We start from the raw sequence: 14,112 nt of genomic DNA on the forward strand, positions 1-14,112 counted from the left end.
GCCAACGACGTGGTCAACCCGGCGGCCAACACCGCCGAGGGCACCCCCATTTACGGCATGCCCATCCTGGAAGCGGACAAGGCCAAGGCCGTGATCATCTGCAACTATGACGAAAAGCCCGGTTACGCGGGCGTGGACAACCCCCTCTACACCAAGCCCGGCGTCACCTTGCTGCTGGGCGACGCCGGAGCCAGTCTGGACAAGCTGCTGGCCATGGCGCGGTAGCGCAAACAGGATCAATGGCGGAGCGGCACATGCCGCTCCGCCTCGCGGCTGTCACGGCCGCAATGGCGTCATAAAACATGTGCCATCTTTCACAAATTTTCCGGCAAAAACCCAAAGGAGGTGACAATGCTCAAATAAACCCGTACGTTGTTTGTATCCGACAAGGGAAATAACGGCATCGCCGCGCCGCAACGGGCAATCCCCCGCCCGCCGCGCCCCGTATGCCGGGGATGTGGATGCGGTAGAAGTTAAGCATAGTGAAATTTTACTCTTTTTCAGTTTACAGCTTACCGGTTTGAGGCAAAACCCCAGCCGGGGTTCATAAAGGAGTCCCACGGAGTCCCTCACGTCAACACCAAGGAGCTGCCAGTGCCCTGTCAGGAAGAAGCTGACGTCAAAATCCGGGTGAATAATCTCACCAAGCGTTTTGGCGCTCTCACCGTTCTTGATGGCATCAACTTCACCATCAAAAAAGGGGAGTTACTGGCCATCGTCGGTCCCACCGGTTGCGGCAAGACCACATTTCTGAACTGTCTTTCCAAGCTGATGCCCGCCACGGAAGGCGATATCCTCATCGACGGGCAGGAAGCCAATCCCAAAAAGCACAATATCGCCTACGTCTTTCAGGAACCCACCTGCCTGCCTTGGCGCACCGTGCGCGAAAATGTGGCTTACGGCATGGAAGTCAAAGGGGTTCCCAAGGCCGAGCGCGAACAGCGCGCCTCGGACATCATGGATCTTGTCGGCCTCTCCTCCTGCGCCGACCTCTATCCCAACCAGGTTTCAGCCAGCATGATGCAGCGCATCGCGGTTTCGCGCGCTTTCGCCGTGAATCCCGATCTGCTGCTCATGGACGAGCCATACGGACAGTTGGACGTGAAGCTGCGTTTCTACCTTGAAGACGAGCTGGTCAATCTCTGGCAAAAGCTGAACAGCACCATCCTCTTTGTCACGCATAATATTGAGGAGGCCGTGTACGTGGCCGAGCGCATTCTGGTGCTGACCAACAAGCCCACCAAGGTCAAGGCGGAAATCCAGGTGGACCTGCCCCGCCCCCGCAAACTTATTGATCCCAGATTTGTGGAGCTGCGCAGGCAGGTCACGGAACTTATCCGCTGGTGGTGAGGCGCGCGCCTGACCATACCAACGCAGCCCGGAGGATGTTATGGCTTATCAGACTGTCGTTGTAAAAGAACCGCCTCTGCTTCGAGCGCTCCCCTATATCAGCATTATCGCCTTTTTCCTTATCTGGGAAACCGCGGTGCGCTCGGGCATGATTCCCCAGACTCTGCTGGCCTCTCCCAGCCAGGTCTTCGACGCCTTCATAGACAAACTGACCAACCCCAACCCCGACGGCGCCGTGATGGCGACCCACTTCAAGACCAGTTTGCAGGAAGCCTTCATCGGCTACGTGCTGGCGCTGCTGGTGGGCCTGCCCCTGGGCCTGGCCATGGGCTGGTTCAAAGTTGCCGAAGGCCTGTTCCGCCCCATTTTCGAACTCATCCGGCCCATCCCGCCCATCGCGTGGATTCCCCTCACCGTGTTCTGGTTCGGCATCGGCCTGACCGGCAAGGTGTTCATCATCTGGATCGCGGGCATTGTGCCCTGCGTGATCAACGCCTACGTGGGCGTGCGCATGACCAGCCCGGTGCTGATCCAGATGGCCAGAACATACGGGGCCAACGACTGGCAGATCTTCACCCAGTTGTGCATCCCGTCCTCGCTGCCCATGGTTTTCGGCGCGCTCCAGCTTGCCTTGGCCTACTGCTGGACCAACCTGGTGGGCGCGGAACTGCTGGCCGCCGACTCCGGCCTGGGCTTCCTCATCACCATGGGCGGACGCGTGGCCCGGCCTGACCTGATCGTGCTCGGCATGATCTGCGTGGGCGTTTCCGGCGCCATCATCGGGATCATCATCGACTATATCGAAAAGAGGCTGCTGGCCGGCATCAGGAGGTAATTCATGGCGTCTTCATCCATTGCCAACGAAACCGTCGACCATGCGGCTGAACGCGGACGGTTTACGCTCTATAAACTGATTACCAACACGTACTTCCTGTATTGCGTGTCCATTGTGGCCTTTTTCTCGCTCTGGCACTGGACCGCGGCTGAAAAAATCTTCCGCGACTCCCTGGCCACGCCCAGCCAGGTGCTGGATCAGATGATCCGCCTGACCGGCATGAAATTCGCGGGCACCAACCTCTGGGGCCACATCTGGGCCAGCTTCCAGCGCGTCATCATCGGCTTTGTCCTGGCCAGCGTCGTGGCCGTGCCCCTGGGCCTGTTCATGGCTTTGAACAAAACAGTCCACGGCATCGTCAAGCCGCTCTTCGACCTGTTCAAGCCCATGCCGCCCATCGCCTGGGTGTCCATCGCCATTTTGTGGTTCGGCATCGGCGAATTCTCCAAGGTCTTCATCATCATCATCGGCACCTTCGTGCCCTGCCTGCTGAACGCTTACAACGGCGTGCGCCTGGTGGACCCGGACCTGTACGACGTCATCCGCGTGCTCGGCGGCAAGCGCCGGGACGAAATCCTCCATGTCTGCTTCCCGGCCTCCTTCCCGGCGGTTTTCGCGGGTCTGCAGATCTCGCTCAGCGCGGCATGGACCTGCGTGCTGGCCGCCGAACTGATGAACTCCCGCGACGGTCTGGGCTTCCTGATCAAGCGCGGCATGGACACGCACAATCCCTCCCTGGTCCTCAGCGGCATGCTGCTCATCGCGGCGGCGGCCTGGATCAGCTCTCTGGGCGTCTCCCTTCTCGAGCGCAAGCTCTGCCCCTGGAAGCGCAGCATCGACAACGTCTAATGCGACAGCACGAAGGATAGACACATGAGCGAACAGAACGTCAAAAGTCCTCCGGTTCTGAAGATCCACTGCGAGGACATCAGCAAGACCTTCATCCAGAAGGGCAACCAGGAAGTGCCGGTCATCAAAGACATCACCCTGGACGTCTATGAAAACGAGTTCCTGGTGGTGCTCGGTCCCGGTCAGAGCGGCAAGTCCACCCTGCTGAAGATCATCGCGGGCCTGGAAATCCCGGACAAGGGCTACGTCACCCTGGACGGCGAGCCGGTCACCGGCCCCGGGCCGGACCGCGGCATCGTCTTCCAGAGCTACATGCTCTTCGCCTGGAAAACCGTGCGCGACAACGTCGAGCTGGGCCTCAAACTGCGCAATGTGCCGGCGGCCGAGCGCCACAACATCGCGAACCACTACATCAAGATGGTAGGCCTGGAAGGTTTTGAAAACCACTACCCCCACCAGTTGTCGGGCGGCATGAAGCAGCGCGTGGGCATCGCGCGGGCTTATGCCAACTCGCCCAAGGTCATGCTGCTGGACGAACCCTTCGGCCAGCTCGACGCCCAGACCCGCATGTACATGCAGGTGGAAACCGCCCGCATCTGGGAGCAGGACAAACGCACGGTGCTCTTCGTCACCAACAACATCGACGAAGCGCTCTTCCTGGGCGACCGCATTGTGCTGATGGAAGGCAAGCTGCCCGGCACCATCAAGACGGAGTACACCATCAATCTGCCCCGTCCGCGCGAGCACACGTCCATGGAACTGCTGGAACTGCGCGAAGAGATCATCGCCAACACCGAACTGATCCTCTGAGGAAACAGGCATGAGCACAGCCACCCTGATGTTCAATCTGCTGGCGGGCACAGTGGGCGCCGTTGCCGTCTGGCTGGCGGTGCGCGCGCTCTGCGCGCGACTCGCCGGGCGCGGCGAACCGTCCGCCCCGGGTCCGTCCCGGACAAACGGGCGGATGGAAGACCAGACGGACGCACAGGCGGACAGCCCCGAAGCCGTCGCAAGCGTCTACCGCCGCGTGCTTGCGCGGCGGCTGGGAGGCCTGTTGCTCTGCCTGGCGGCTTTCGGCGCGTGGCTGGCCGGAACCCACTGGATTGTGAGCCTGCTTCTGGCCGGAGCCGGCTGTCTGCTGCAATATCTTGCCTACCGCCTACGCACCTGCTATGCTTTAACCATAACCAGGCAAAGGCAGGCCGCAGCGGAACAGGCTCTGGGGCATGCCCCGGCGGACGGCGAAAGCGAAAATGCGCCCCGGCCCGGCCGGAAAACAACACGCCTTACGGACGGAAGCTCTTCGGAGCTGCTACATAGCATGGGTAAAGGGGTATAGCCGTAGCCGTAGACGGCCCGTGTCCGGACTGTACGGAGCGCGCGCAAGCGTGACCACCCGGACTTAACCGTTATTCTGGAGGACGAGTATGTTGAAAAAATGGATTGCCCTGGCAATGGCCGCCGTGTTTGTTCTGAGCATCTCCGGCGCCGCCATGGCCGCCGGAAAACTGGTGAAAGTGCCCACCGCGTGGATGGACGAGCACGAAACCTTCCTGATATGGTATGCCAAGGAAAAAGGCTGGGATAAAGAAGCCGGTCTGGACGTTGAAATCAAATACTTCAACTCCGGCGCCGACATTCTGAACGCCCTGCCTTCCGGCGAATGGGTCTTCGCGGGCATGGGCGCCGTGCCTGCCATGCTGGGCAACCTGCGTTACGACACCATCATCATCGGCAACGGCAACGACGAATCCATGACCAACGGCGTGGTGGTCCGCAAGGACAGCCCCATCGCCAAGGTCAAGGGCTGGAACAAAGACTATCCCGACGTGCTGGGCAGTCCCGAAACCGTGAAGGGCAAGACCTTCCTGGTCACCACCGTGAGCTCCGCCCACTACGCCCTTTCCTCCTGGCTGAACGTGCTGGGCCTCAAGGACAGCGACGTGGTCATCAAGAACATGGATCAGGCCCAGGCCGTGGGCGCGTTTGAAAACAACATCGGCGACGGCGTGGCCCTGTGGGCGCCGCACCTCTTCCTGGCCATGGACAAGGGCGGCGTGCTGGCCGCCGACCTCAAGATGTGCAAAAAGGGCAACCCCATCGTGCTGATCGCCGATGCCAAGTATGCCAATGCCCATCCTGAGATCACCGCCAAGTTCCTGGGCATTTATCTGCGCGCCGTGAACATGCTTCAGAAAGAAAGCGCCGAAAGCCTGGTGCCCGAATACCGTCGCTTCTTCCTGGAATGGGCCGGCAAGGACTATGACAAGGGTCTGGCCCTGAAGGACATCCAGAAGCACCCCGTGTACAACCTGGAAGAACAGCTGGTCATGTTCGACGACTCCAAGGGCCAGAGCCAGGCTCAGAAGTGGCAGGGCGAAATCGCCGAATTCTTCACCACCGTGGGCCGCATCACCCCCGAGGAAGCCAAGAAGGTGAAGGACGGCAAGTACGCCACCAACAAGTTCCTGAAGCAGGTTCAGACCCCCATCCCTTCCTACAAGTAAACTGAACGCATAACCCGCTGCCGCGGGTGAACAAAGGGCCCTTCTTCCGTGGAAGAAGGGCCCGCTTTTTTATTTCCGGCCGGGAAAAGCCGGTCGCGGATGCTTCCCAACGACAGGCTTTGGCGCTACAAACAAAATTGTTTGAACAATCAAACTAAAAAATTCCACTGGAACCCGCTGGTGACGGGAGACGCGAGCCGTACAGAAATTGATAAAACAGAAAACCTCCGCGCTCACGCCGCGCCGGCAGAGGCAAAGTTCAGTTATCTTGTTGAGATATGAAAAAGAAATACGGTCCGCTTTCTCATTGACCTTCCTGCTGATACAGGAAATAGCGACAAAAATAGTCAGCGGAGCTGACGTTCCGATACGACCCGAAGGGAATATTCCTCCAGTCCCCGGAGACCCGGGCGGCAGAGCTTCTCCGACCAAGGTGAGCAAACACCGCTTCCCGGAGAAGCGATTTTTATCCGACAAAGCATTTGTCTTGCCGTACGCGGCGGGAGATTCGCCATGCGCCATATATTCGCGGACCATCTGCAACATCTGCGCCCGCATTCGCCCAAGGCCCATTACCGCACGGCCGTCAACAGTCTTTTTGGGGTCATGGGCCTTATTTTTGCCACCTGGGCCAGCCGCATACCGGACATCAAGCAAAGCCTGGGCCTCAGCGACGCCCGGCTCGGCGGCGTGCTCTTTGCCGCGCCCCTGGGCCAGGTGCTGTCCATCGCCTTTTCGGCCTGGCTCATTGAGCGCTGCGGCAGCCGCAAGGCCGTGATCCTGTCCATGATCCTTTTCGGCTCCAGCCTGGTCAGTCTGGGCCTCGCGCCCACGACATCGCTGTTGTTCGCGGCGTTGTTCTGTTTCGGCTTTACCGACAATATGCTGAACATCTCGCTCAACTCCCAGGCCGTGGGCGTGGAAACCCTGTACGGCCGCAGCATCATGGCGACTTTTCACGGCATGTGGAGCCTGGGCGGCCTTGCGGGCGGCATACTGGGCGCGGTGCTGGCCCCGCTGGGCGTGAAGCCCCTGGTCCATTTCTGCCTGGTCTTCGCGTTGAGTCTGGCGGTGCTGGCGGGCCTCCGGCGCTGGACCCTGCCGCGCGACGTGCGCCTGGGCAAACGCGCGGCGGACGCGGGTCCGGTTTCTTACAAGCCGGATCTCTATCTGGTGCTGCTGGGCCTGATCGCCTTCGGCAGCATGGCCACGGAAGGCGCCATGTACGACTGGAGTTCGGTCTATTTCGCCCAAGTGATCCGCCCCGGCGAGGAACTGGTCCGCCTGGGCTATGTGGCCTGCATGACGGCCATGGTCCTGGGCCGTTTCGTGGCCGACCGTCTGGTGGGCCGCTACGGGGTGACGCCCGTGCTGCAACTGAGCGGCGGCTGCATCGCCGTGGGCATGGCCCTGGCTCTGCTCCGGCCCCGGCTGGAGATCGCCACCGCCGGCCTGGCTCTGGTGGGCTTCGGCATGGCCTCGGTGGTGCCGCTCTGCTACAGCCTGGCGGGCAAGTCCCGCAAGGTGCCTACCAGCGTGGCCATCTCCCTGGTTTCTTCCCTGAGCTTTCTGGGTTTTCTGGCCTGCCCGCCCATGGTGGGCTTGCTTTCCCACCTTCTGGACCTGCGCTGGGCTCTGGCGCCCATTGTACTCGCGGGCGTGGCCATCGTCTGCCTGGCGCCGGCGCTGCGGCGGCTGCACGCCTGAGGATGCCGCTCATCCGGCGGCATTTCTCCATCCGCTCACGACAATCAACATGCCCAGCAGTGCCACGGCTCCGCCAGCCATATCCGTGGCGGACAGCCGCACTCCGTCGGCGGCTCTCAGCCAGAGGTGCCCACATAAACGCAGCCATAGGCCGCATAGACTCTTCCGCTGGCCGCCGGGTGCAGAGTCAGCAGCCAGGCGAACAGCGCCAGGTTCAAGGCCGCCGGAATCAACAGCCGGACGGGGCCGTTTTTTCACAGCCGGCAATAGGGAAAAAGCAGCCGATTATTTCCGCCAAGGCTGTGACAAAAAAAGAAAAAATGTTTTTACATAGAACATGGCCGCAGGGTATGCCAACTCAAACGCGGAGAAAAGACCGCGACGGGAACGGCGAGGCGCGCAACGTCTCGTACTCCATGGCCGGGCCATTCAAAAACAGACACAGGACGGATTGACTCTTTCAGGGCCAACCCGTCCTGTATTTGGCAGTCTCCAGGCCGCCTGGTTTTACCCAGGCTCAGTTTCATCAGATCGCTCAGCCCCCGAACAAGCGCCGGGACCGATCCTATTCCGCCGGACTGCCGTCGGCGCGGCGCTCGAAACGCGGTACCGCCAGATGGCAGGCCCCCCGGCCGGTGCGCTCCGCGAAGCCCTGGTGGTAGGCTTCCGCCTCATAAAAAGCTCCGGCCGGGCGTAATTGCGTGACGACCTTATAGCCCAGATTCCTGAGCCGGGCCATGAGCTTTTCGGCCACAGCCTTCTGTTCCTCATCCAGATAAAAGACGGCCGAGCGATATTGCCCGCCCACATCCGGACCCTGGCGGTTAAGCTGGGTCGGATCGTGGATCTCGAAAAAGCGGCGCAGAATCTGCTCATAGGTGACTTTCGACGGGTCGAAAGTCACCCGCACGGCCTCGGCGTGCCCGGTGTCGCCCCGGCAGACGTCCTCATAGCGGGGCGCCGGAACATGTCCGCCCGTATAGCCGGAAACCGCCTCACAGACGCCGGGCAGTTTGTGGAAGGCGTCCTCCACCCCCCAGAAACACCCACCGGCCACAATGGCCGTGCCCGTGCAGGCAGCCACGGTCTTGGCGCGGGCAAAGGCCGCCTTTTCCTCCTCGCTGCCCGCAGGCGCGAAACTCATGGACAGGGAATTGACGCAATGGCGGGTATTTTTGGCCGTGAAGCCTTCGCCCTCAAAAACATGCCCCAAATGCCCGCCGCAATGCGCGCAGAGGATTTCCACCCGCTGCCCGTCGGCATCGGGCACGCGGCGCACCGCGCCGGGCACGGCGTCGTCAAAGCTGGGCCAGCCGCAGCCGGATTCGAATTTGTCCTCGGAGTGGTAGAGCGGCATGCCGCACTGGCGGCAAATATAGGTGCCCGCCGCATGATTGTTGAGATAACGGCCCGTATAGGGGGCCTCCGTGGCCTTGCGCAACAAAACGTCAGCCTCCCGCTCGCTGAGCGGGGGCATGGGATGTCCGGTATTCATGGCTGCCTCGTCGGACGCGGCCGCAACGGCCGCCATGGCCGGAATAACCAGCCAGAGCAGCAGAAAAAGTATGGGCGCGCTCCGGAATATGCCGGAGCATTTCAACTTTGAAAAAGTGAATTGCTCCGGCGGTTGCGGGAGCAGACGTCCGTGCCCGGCGCAGGGAAAAACCGTGTTTTTCCCGCAGCACGCGGGCGGCGTAACCGTTGAAGTGCGCAGCATTTCAATATTGATCTGCTCCAAGATTGCGGGGGTCATGGGCTTTCCTCGCGCTTTGGCCGTCAGCACGGCCGCGCATAGAAGGTCTCGTCAGGACGGCGCACCACGCCGCCCATCTGTCTCAGAATATATCCGTTCCGGCAGCGAGGCAATGCCCCTGGCTTCAACCCCCAGGGCAATCGAACGGATAGAACGAAAAAGAAAAATACTCTTGCGTCAGCCGTCCTGTAACTTTGCGGTTATTTTACAAAATCCGCCTTTTCCGCGCGGGCGGCGTTATCGGCGCGTTTTTGCTGCTCACATACTTGAGTATGTTCCGCGCAAAAACGCGCCGCTGCCTTGCCCACACGAAAAAATCGCCAATTTTGCAAAATTCCCGCAAAACCAGCCCCGCTCACTTGCCGACTGCGTCGGCTGCGTTCGCGGGAATGAGGAAGGAAGACTCACTTATGGAAACAAATGAATATCCGATGATTGAGGCATTCATTCAATTGCCTGGCTTCAACCCCAATAACCACTCTACCATGCAGGGATTATTTATCGGCAGCGGCGCGGATGCGATTCGGCCATGCCCCGTGAAACGGGGAGGCCCATTCCTCAATCAATGAAAGCGCCCTTGAAATACACATCTATATATAATCAGTTATAAGGGATGGCTACTACTTGAAAAATCGACAATCCGCACACTCTCCATCTAAAAAAATCCGGCAATGTCGCATTTGCGATATCGCGCGCAGTCGGGAAAAGCTATTTTACCGTTAAAGAGTCCCTTGTCTCGTTTGTACCGCGCCCAATGGGCGCTCATTAGAGCATTTAAGACTTGAAATGCTCGTTTACGGCGAGCAAAGCCCGCCTGCTCGCATTTCGCGGCAAGGATTTGTCTGCAAATCCTTGCGGAGCAGTTGGCGCATTTCATGCGTGAACTATCCTAGAACAGTTTACGGAAGAACGTCACTTTTCTTCAACAACAATGCAAAAGGCCGGATCCAACGCGGTATGCCCCGCAAAGGAGGAACAAGACAGACTGCACAGATTTCGCCCATCAACCCATAAGCGAGGAGTTGTCATGAAGAAGCTGTTTTTAGTGTTGTTAGCCATGACTCTGGTGGTTTCCTGCGGGTTTTCCACGGCATCGGCCAAGACCTACGAGTTGAAAATCCAGACCTCTCTGGCGACCTCAAGCATGTACTTCAAGACCCTGGAGCGTCTGAAGAAAAACATTGAAGAACTCTCTCAGGGCCAGATCAAGGTCGAGCTGTATGCCGACGGCGCAATCGTCAAAAACTTCGAGATATTCGACGCCGTGAGCGAAGGCCTGGTCAACGGCGGCATGTGCTGGACGCACTGGGCCTCGGGCAAGCATCCCGCAGGCACGCTCTTTTCAGCCCCCATCGGCGGCCTGGGCTACGGCCTTGACCAGATGGCGCAGCTTTCCTGGATGTTTGAAGGCGACGGCATCAAGTTGCTCAACGAGTACTATCAGGACATCCTGAAGCTGGACATGATGTCCTGGCCCGTATTGCCCATGGGCCCCGAATGTTTCGGCTGGTTCCATGAAAAATACACCTCCCACACCCAGATCAACAAGCTGACCTTCCGCGCCCCTCCAGGCGTGCCTGCGGAAGCCTTCAAGGAAATGGGCATGCCCGTCGTGTCCATGGCCGGCGGCGACATCATTCCCGCCGCCCAGCGCGGCGCCATTGACGCGGCCGAATGGATCGCTCCCGGCGAAGACATTGTGATGGGCTTCCCCGAAATCTGGAAACACTATTATCTGCAGGGCCTGCACCAGGCCATTTCCATCGGCGACGTGTATATCAACAAGACCTGGTTCGAAGCGTTGCCCAAGCACCTCCAGATGGTGGTCAACGTGGCCATGAAGGCCTGCGTCACCGATCAGCTGCTCAACGGCATCAAGGTCAATTCCGAGGCCCTGGAAAAGATGGTGCGCGAAAACGGCGTGATCATCGAGGAAACCCCGGCCGACTACTATCCCGCTTTCATGAAGGCGGCCCGCACAGTCATCGCCAAGTACACCAAGGATCCTTTCTTCAAAAAGGTGCACGACTCCCAGATCGCCTGGGCAAAGCTCACCGTGCCCTTCCAGGTGCGCTCCAACGGCCTGTATTACATGATGGGCAAAACCGCCATGGATGAAGGCATCATCACCGACTACAAGTAAACCGCATGCCCGGCGCGCGGGAGCCCATGCCCCCGCGCGCTCCCGACGGCACGCGTCGTCAGCTCTTCAGCCCGACCCGACGCTGCGCGGAAACGCGCATGCCGGACTGTTTCAGGAGGACGCTATGTCTCAATTGCTTGAACCGGCCGTGGCGCGAGTGGCGCCGGGCCCCAAAAGAATCGTTGCCGCCGTGGACAGGTTCAATACCGGCGTGGGTAAGCTGACGTCATGGCTGGCCATCCCCATGATGCTTTCCGTGATGTACGAAGTGGTTATGCGTAACGTCTTCACAGCGCCGTCCATCTGGGCCATGGACATGGCCATGATACTCTACGCCGTTCATTTCATGCTCGGTTCCCCCTACTGCCTGCTGACCGGCAACCACATCCGCACGGATTTTTTCTACCATTCCTGGTCGGTCAGAACCAAGGCCGCCGTGGACCTGGCCAACTACATCATTTTCTTCTTCCCCGCGCATCTGGTCTTTTTGTATATCGCCACCGCATATGCCTGGAAGTCTTTCATCCAGAACGAGGTTTCCGTCACCAGTCCGTGGATGCCCGTTATCTGGCCCGCCAAGATGGCTATTCCGGTATGTGTGGCGCTGACCCTGCTGCAGGGTATTTCTGAAGCGATCAAATGTTATTACCGCTGGAAAACCGGCCAAAACCTCTGGAACAGCGAACAACTCGGCGAGGCCAAGGACTAGCCGCCGGTCAGGGCATCTGAAGGAGATCACCCTCATGGATATATCAAATGAAATGCTGGCGGTCCTGTCCATCATCTCCATGTTCGGCCTGTTCTGTACGGGCTTCCCCATTTCCTACACCATGATTTTCAGCGGACTGCTGTTCGGTTTTCTCGGCTTCGGCAAGCTGGTCTTCCATTTGCTGACCATCCAGTTCTGGCAGGTCATGAGCGACCCGGTCATGGGTGCGATCCCCTTCTTTCTGCTCATGGGTTATCTCCTGGAAGGCGCGGGGCTCATGGACAGACTGTTCCGATCATTCCAACTGTTGCTGGCCCGCCTGCCCGGCTCCCTATATGGAGCCATCAGCCTGACGGGCACTATTTTTGCCGCGGCCACGGGTATTGTGGGCTCTTCGGTCAACCTGCTCTGCATCATGGCCGAACCCTCCATGCGCCGCAGCGGCTACGACATCCGCATGGGCGCGGGCTGCATAGCCGCCGCCGGAACACTGGGCATCCTCATTCCGCCCAGCATCATGCTGGTGGTGCTCGGTCCCATCATGGGCCTGCCCATCACGGACCTTTTTGCCGCCGCCATCCTGCCCGGCCTTCTGCTGGCCGGTATCTACGTCGCCTATTCGCTGATCAAGTGCGCTATCCGGCCCCAGTACGGGCCGCCCCTGCCCAAAGAAGAACGCGCCGCCAGCATGGCCCTCGTACTCAAGGAGCTGCTCATCGGCGCGGTGCCCCTGGCCATCCTCATTTTCTCCACCCTGGGCAGCATCCTCTGCGGCATCGCCACGCCCACCGAGGCTTCGGCCTGCGGCGCATTCGGCGCGTTGGCTCTGGTCATCGTCTACCGCAAGTTCACCTGGAAAGGGCTGGCCAAGGCCCTGCACAGCACCATCCTGCTTTCGTCCATGATCCTGATCATGATCGCCTCCTGCAACTTCTTCGGTTCCGTCTTTTCCCGTCTGGGCGGTGCCGTGGCCCTGTCCAACGCCCTGCTGGGCATGGACATCGCCCCCATGTTCATGCTGTTTCTGATCATGGCCATCATCTTCTTCATGGGCTGGGCCATGGAGTGGGTGCCTATCGTGCTTATTCTGGTGCCGCTGCTTATCCCTGTGGTGGAAGCCATGCAGTTCGACAAGCTCTGGTTCTGCCTGGTGGTGGCCGTGACCCTGCAGACATCCTGGCTTTCGCCGCCTGTGGCCCTTTCCTGTTACTTCATCAAGGGCAGCCTGCCGCACTGGCCGCTGAATGACATCTATAAGGGCATGTTCCAGTATATCGGCTGCCAGCTGGTGGGGCTTATCCTGATCATTCTGTTCCCTGCCATAGTGACCTGGCTGCCCAATTATCTGAAACAATAAGCAGATACCGTGCGCGGTGGAAAATTCCCGCCGCGCACGCCGCAATGCACGGAGTGCCCATGCGCGTTACCACCATTCTGCCGATTCTCTGCTGCCTGCTTCTGGCCGGAATGCTCTTCCGGCCGGAGGACGCCCCTGCCGCGCCAAGCGCTGCCCGGGCCTGCGCCACGGCATCGGAATGCGCCACCTTGCAGCAGGCCGCGCCCATGCTTTTCGCTTCCTACACCTTCGGCCTGCCACGGGCGCAGGCCATGAAACTGCCGGGAGCAGCGCCGGGCAAGGGCGACTTCGCCGGGGACGTCCTGCTGCCTGAAGCCGACTTTGCCGGACTGCCCTGGAGCGTGCGTCTGGAATTCCGCCGGGATGCTCTGGTGCGCGTAAGCCTCATGGAAGCCTATACCGGCAAACGGCTGGAGGCGGTCAACAACAGTTTGCGGAATATGGGATTTGAAATGCTGGCCATGCTGGCGGACGGCGTCCGTCTGGACTTCGTGGCCGCCCTCAAGGTTGATGGTCCCCAAGGCCTGCAAGGCCGCATCGAAAAACTGCATAAAAAGGAAAATCCGGACCGGATAAGTTACGCATGGTTCGACACCCGAGAGATGAGCCGCGAAACAAAAGTCACGGCGCGCAATCTCTCCGAACTCCTGCAGGTGGTGGCGGCTGAAACGCGTGAAGCGGAAGTGACCCTGCTGGGCGACGGCAAGGGCGGTGTTGCCAATATACTGGTGGATTTCAGCCTGCCGGTGCTGGAGCTGCAGACCTATAACCATTAGAGCGGAGTCATTTTCCAAGGTAAACCGCTCCAAGCAGACCCGTTTTTATGGTGGCTGAGAGGCCCGCCCGGCAACTGACCGGGCGGGCTTCAGACTGATAACAAACCCCGCTTCGCGGGGTTTGCG

Annotated in this window: 16 protein-coding genes and 1 pseudogene; 15 read left to right on the forward strand and 2 right to left on the reverse strand. The window is 59.8% G+C overall.

The window, feature by feature from the left end; all coding sequences use genetic code 11:
* The 9 genes from KH208_RS07895 to KH208_RS07935 form a co-directional block, all read left to right on the forward strand.
* On the forward strand, positions 1–225 hold a 225-nt coding region (locus KH208_RS07895), incomplete at its 5' end, for an NAD(P)(+) transhydrogenase (Re/Si-specific) subunit beta (RefSeq protein WP_291435303.1).
* A gap of 369 nt (positions 226–594) precedes the next feature.
* Positions 595–1,350: an ABC transporter ATP-binding protein gene (locus KH208_RS07900; RefSeq protein ID WP_008685278.1), complete on the forward strand. Its 756-nt coding sequence runs from the start codon at positions 595–597 to the stop codon at positions 1,348–1,350.
* A gap of 40 nt (positions 1,351–1,390) precedes the next feature.
* Positions 1,391–2,185, forward strand: coding sequence for an ABC transporter permease (locus KH208_RS07905; RefSeq protein WP_291435304.1), 795 nt, complete (start codon positions 1,391–1,393; stop codon positions 2,183–2,185).
* A 3-nt stretch (positions 2,186–2,188) separates the two neighbouring features.
* Positions 2,189–3,034 (forward strand): ABC transporter permease, encoded by an 846-nt coding sequence (locus tag KH208_RS07910; protein WP_291435305.1) that lies wholly within the window; start codon positions 2,189–2,191, stop codon positions 3,032–3,034.
* A gap of 24 nt (positions 3,035–3,058) precedes the next feature.
* Entirely contained in the window at positions 3,059–3,844 is a 786-nt protein-coding gene (locus tag KH208_RS07915; protein ID WP_291435306.1) for an ABC transporter ATP-binding protein, read from the forward strand.
* Positions 3,845–3,854: 10 nt separating this feature from the next.
* Positions 3,855–4,373 (forward strand): hypothetical protein, encoded by a 519-nt coding sequence (locus KH208_RS07920; RefSeq protein WP_291435307.1) that lies wholly within the window; start codon positions 3,855–3,857, stop codon positions 4,371–4,373.
* 88 nt (positions 4,374–4,461) lie between these two features.
* Positions 4,462–5,541, forward strand: a complete 1,080-nt coding sequence (locus tag KH208_RS07925) for an ABC transporter substrate-binding protein (protein ID WP_291435308.1) — start codon at positions 4,462–4,464, stop codon at positions 5,539–5,541.
* 99 nt (positions 5,542–5,640) lie between these two features.
* The gene (locus KH208_RS07930; protein WP_291435309.1) at positions 5,641–5,823 is read left to right on the forward strand and encodes a hypothetical protein; all 183 of its coding nucleotides are present in this window, start codon (positions 5,641–5,643) and stop codon (positions 5,821–5,823) included.
* A gap of 231 nt (positions 5,824–6,054) precedes the next feature.
* On the forward strand, positions 6,055–7,248 hold the full coding sequence (locus tag KH208_RS07935) for an MFS transporter (RefSeq protein ID WP_291435311.1): 1,194 nt from the start codon (positions 6,055–6,057) through the stop codon (positions 7,246–7,248).
* A 9-nt stretch (positions 7,249–7,257) separates the two neighbouring features.
* On the opposite strand, the pseudogene KH208_RS07940 reads toward KH208_RS07935, so the two are convergent.
* Together KH208_RS07940 and KH208_RS07945 are read right to left on the reverse strand one after the other, a co-directional pair.
* Positions 7,258–7,570: pseudogene (locus tag KH208_RS07940) on the reverse strand (YnfA family protein).
* A gap of 243 nt (positions 7,571–7,813) precedes the next feature.
* The gene (locus KH208_RS07945; RefSeq protein ID WP_291435312.1) at positions 7,814–8,743 is read right to left on the reverse strand and encodes a bifunctional methionine sulfoxide reductase B/A protein; all 930 of its coding nucleotides are present in this window, start codon (positions 8,741–8,743) and stop codon (positions 7,814–7,816) included.
* On the opposite strand from KH208_RS07945, the gene KH208_RS07950 reads away from it, so the two are divergent.
* The 6 genes from KH208_RS07950 (at position 8,724) to KH208_RS07975 (ending at position 13,986) form a co-directional block, all read left to right on the forward strand.
* Positions 8,724–9,425 (forward strand): hypothetical protein, encoded by a 702-nt coding sequence (locus KH208_RS07950; RefSeq protein ID WP_291435314.1) that lies wholly within the window; start codon positions 8,724–8,726, stop codon positions 9,423–9,425. The genes KH208_RS07945 and KH208_RS07950 overlap by 20 nt on opposite strands.
* Entirely contained in the window at positions 9,412–9,570 is a 159-nt protein-coding gene (locus tag KH208_RS07955) for a hypothetical protein (protein WP_291435316.1), read from the forward strand. The genes KH208_RS07950 and KH208_RS07955 overlap by 14 nt, the downstream gene beginning before the upstream one ends.
* A 458-nt stretch (positions 9,571–10,028) precedes the next feature.
* Entirely contained in the window at positions 10,029–11,144 is a 1,116-nt protein-coding gene (locus KH208_RS07960; RefSeq protein WP_291435317.1) for a TRAP transporter substrate-binding protein, read from the forward strand.
* A 124-nt stretch (positions 11,145–11,268) separates the two neighbouring features.
* Positions 11,269–11,853, forward strand: a complete 585-nt coding sequence (locus KH208_RS07965) for a TRAP transporter small permease subunit (protein WP_291435319.1) — start codon at positions 11,269–11,271, stop codon at positions 11,851–11,853.
* 34 nt (positions 11,854–11,887) lie between these two features.
* Entirely contained in the window at positions 11,888–13,210 is a 1,323-nt protein-coding gene (locus KH208_RS07970; protein ID WP_291435321.1) for a TRAP transporter large permease subunit, read from the forward strand.
* A gap of 59 nt (positions 13,211–13,269) precedes the next feature.
* The gene (locus KH208_RS07975) at positions 13,270–13,986 is read left to right on the forward strand and encodes a hypothetical protein (RefSeq protein ID WP_291435322.1); all 717 of its coding nucleotides are present in this window, start codon (positions 13,270–13,272) and stop codon (positions 13,984–13,986) included.
* Positions 13,987–14,112: the final 126 nt, after the last annotated feature.

This window comes from Desulfovibrio sp., assembly GCF_018379785.1.
Lineage (GTDB): Bacteria > Desulfobacterota > Desulfovibrionia > Desulfovibrionales > Desulfovibrionaceae > Desulfovibrio.

Coding starts and splice junctions, on each gene's coding strand:
- KH208_RS07905 (WP_291435304.1), top strand. CDS start 1,391: ATGGCTTATCAGACTGTCGTTGTAAAAGAACCGCCTCTGCTTCGAGCG.
- KH208_RS07910 (WP_291435305.1), top strand. CDS start 2,189: ATGGCGTCTTCATCCATTGCCAACGAAACCGTCGACCATGCGGCTGAA.
- KH208_RS07915 (WP_291435306.1), top strand. CDS start 3,059: ATGAGCGAACAGAACGTCAAAAGTCCTCCGGTTCTGAAGATCCACTGC.
- KH208_RS07920 (WP_291435307.1), top strand. CDS start 3,855: ATGAGCACAGCCACCCTGATGTTCAATCTGCTGGCGGGCACAGTGGGC.
- KH208_RS07925 (WP_291435308.1), top strand. CDS start 4,462: ATGTTGAAAAAATGGATTGCCCTGGCAATGGCCGCCGTGTTTGTTCTG.
- KH208_RS07930 (WP_291435309.1), top strand. CDS start 5,641: ATGCTTCCCAACGACAGGCTTTGGCGCTACAAACAAAATTGTTTGAAC.
- KH208_RS07935 (WP_291435311.1), top strand. CDS start 6,055: ATGCGCCATATATTCGCGGACCATCTGCAACATCTGCGCCCGCATTCG.
- KH208_RS07950 (WP_291435314.1), top strand. CDS start 8,724: ATGGGATGTCCGGTATTCATGGCTGCCTCGTCGGACGCGGCCGCAACG.
- KH208_RS07945 (WP_291435312.1), bottom strand. CDS start 8,743: ATGAATACCGGACATCCCATGCCCCCGCTCAGCGAGCGGGAGGCTGAC.
- KH208_RS07955 (WP_291435316.1), top strand. CDS start 9,412: ATGGAAACAAATGAATATCCGATGATTGAGGCATTCATTCAATTGCCT.
- KH208_RS07960 (WP_291435317.1), top strand. CDS start 10,029: ATGAAGAAGCTGTTTTTAGTGTTGTTAGCCATGACTCTGGTGGTTTCC.
- KH208_RS07965 (WP_291435319.1), top strand. CDS start 11,269: ATGTCTCAATTGCTTGAACCGGCCGTGGCGCGAGTGGCGCCGGGCCCC.
- KH208_RS07970 (WP_291435321.1), top strand. CDS start 11,888: ATGGATATATCAAATGAAATGCTGGCGGTCCTGTCCATCATCTCCATG.
- KH208_RS07975 (WP_291435322.1), top strand. CDS start 13,270: ATGCGCGTTACCACCATTCTGCCGATTCTCTGCTGCCTGCTTCTGGCC.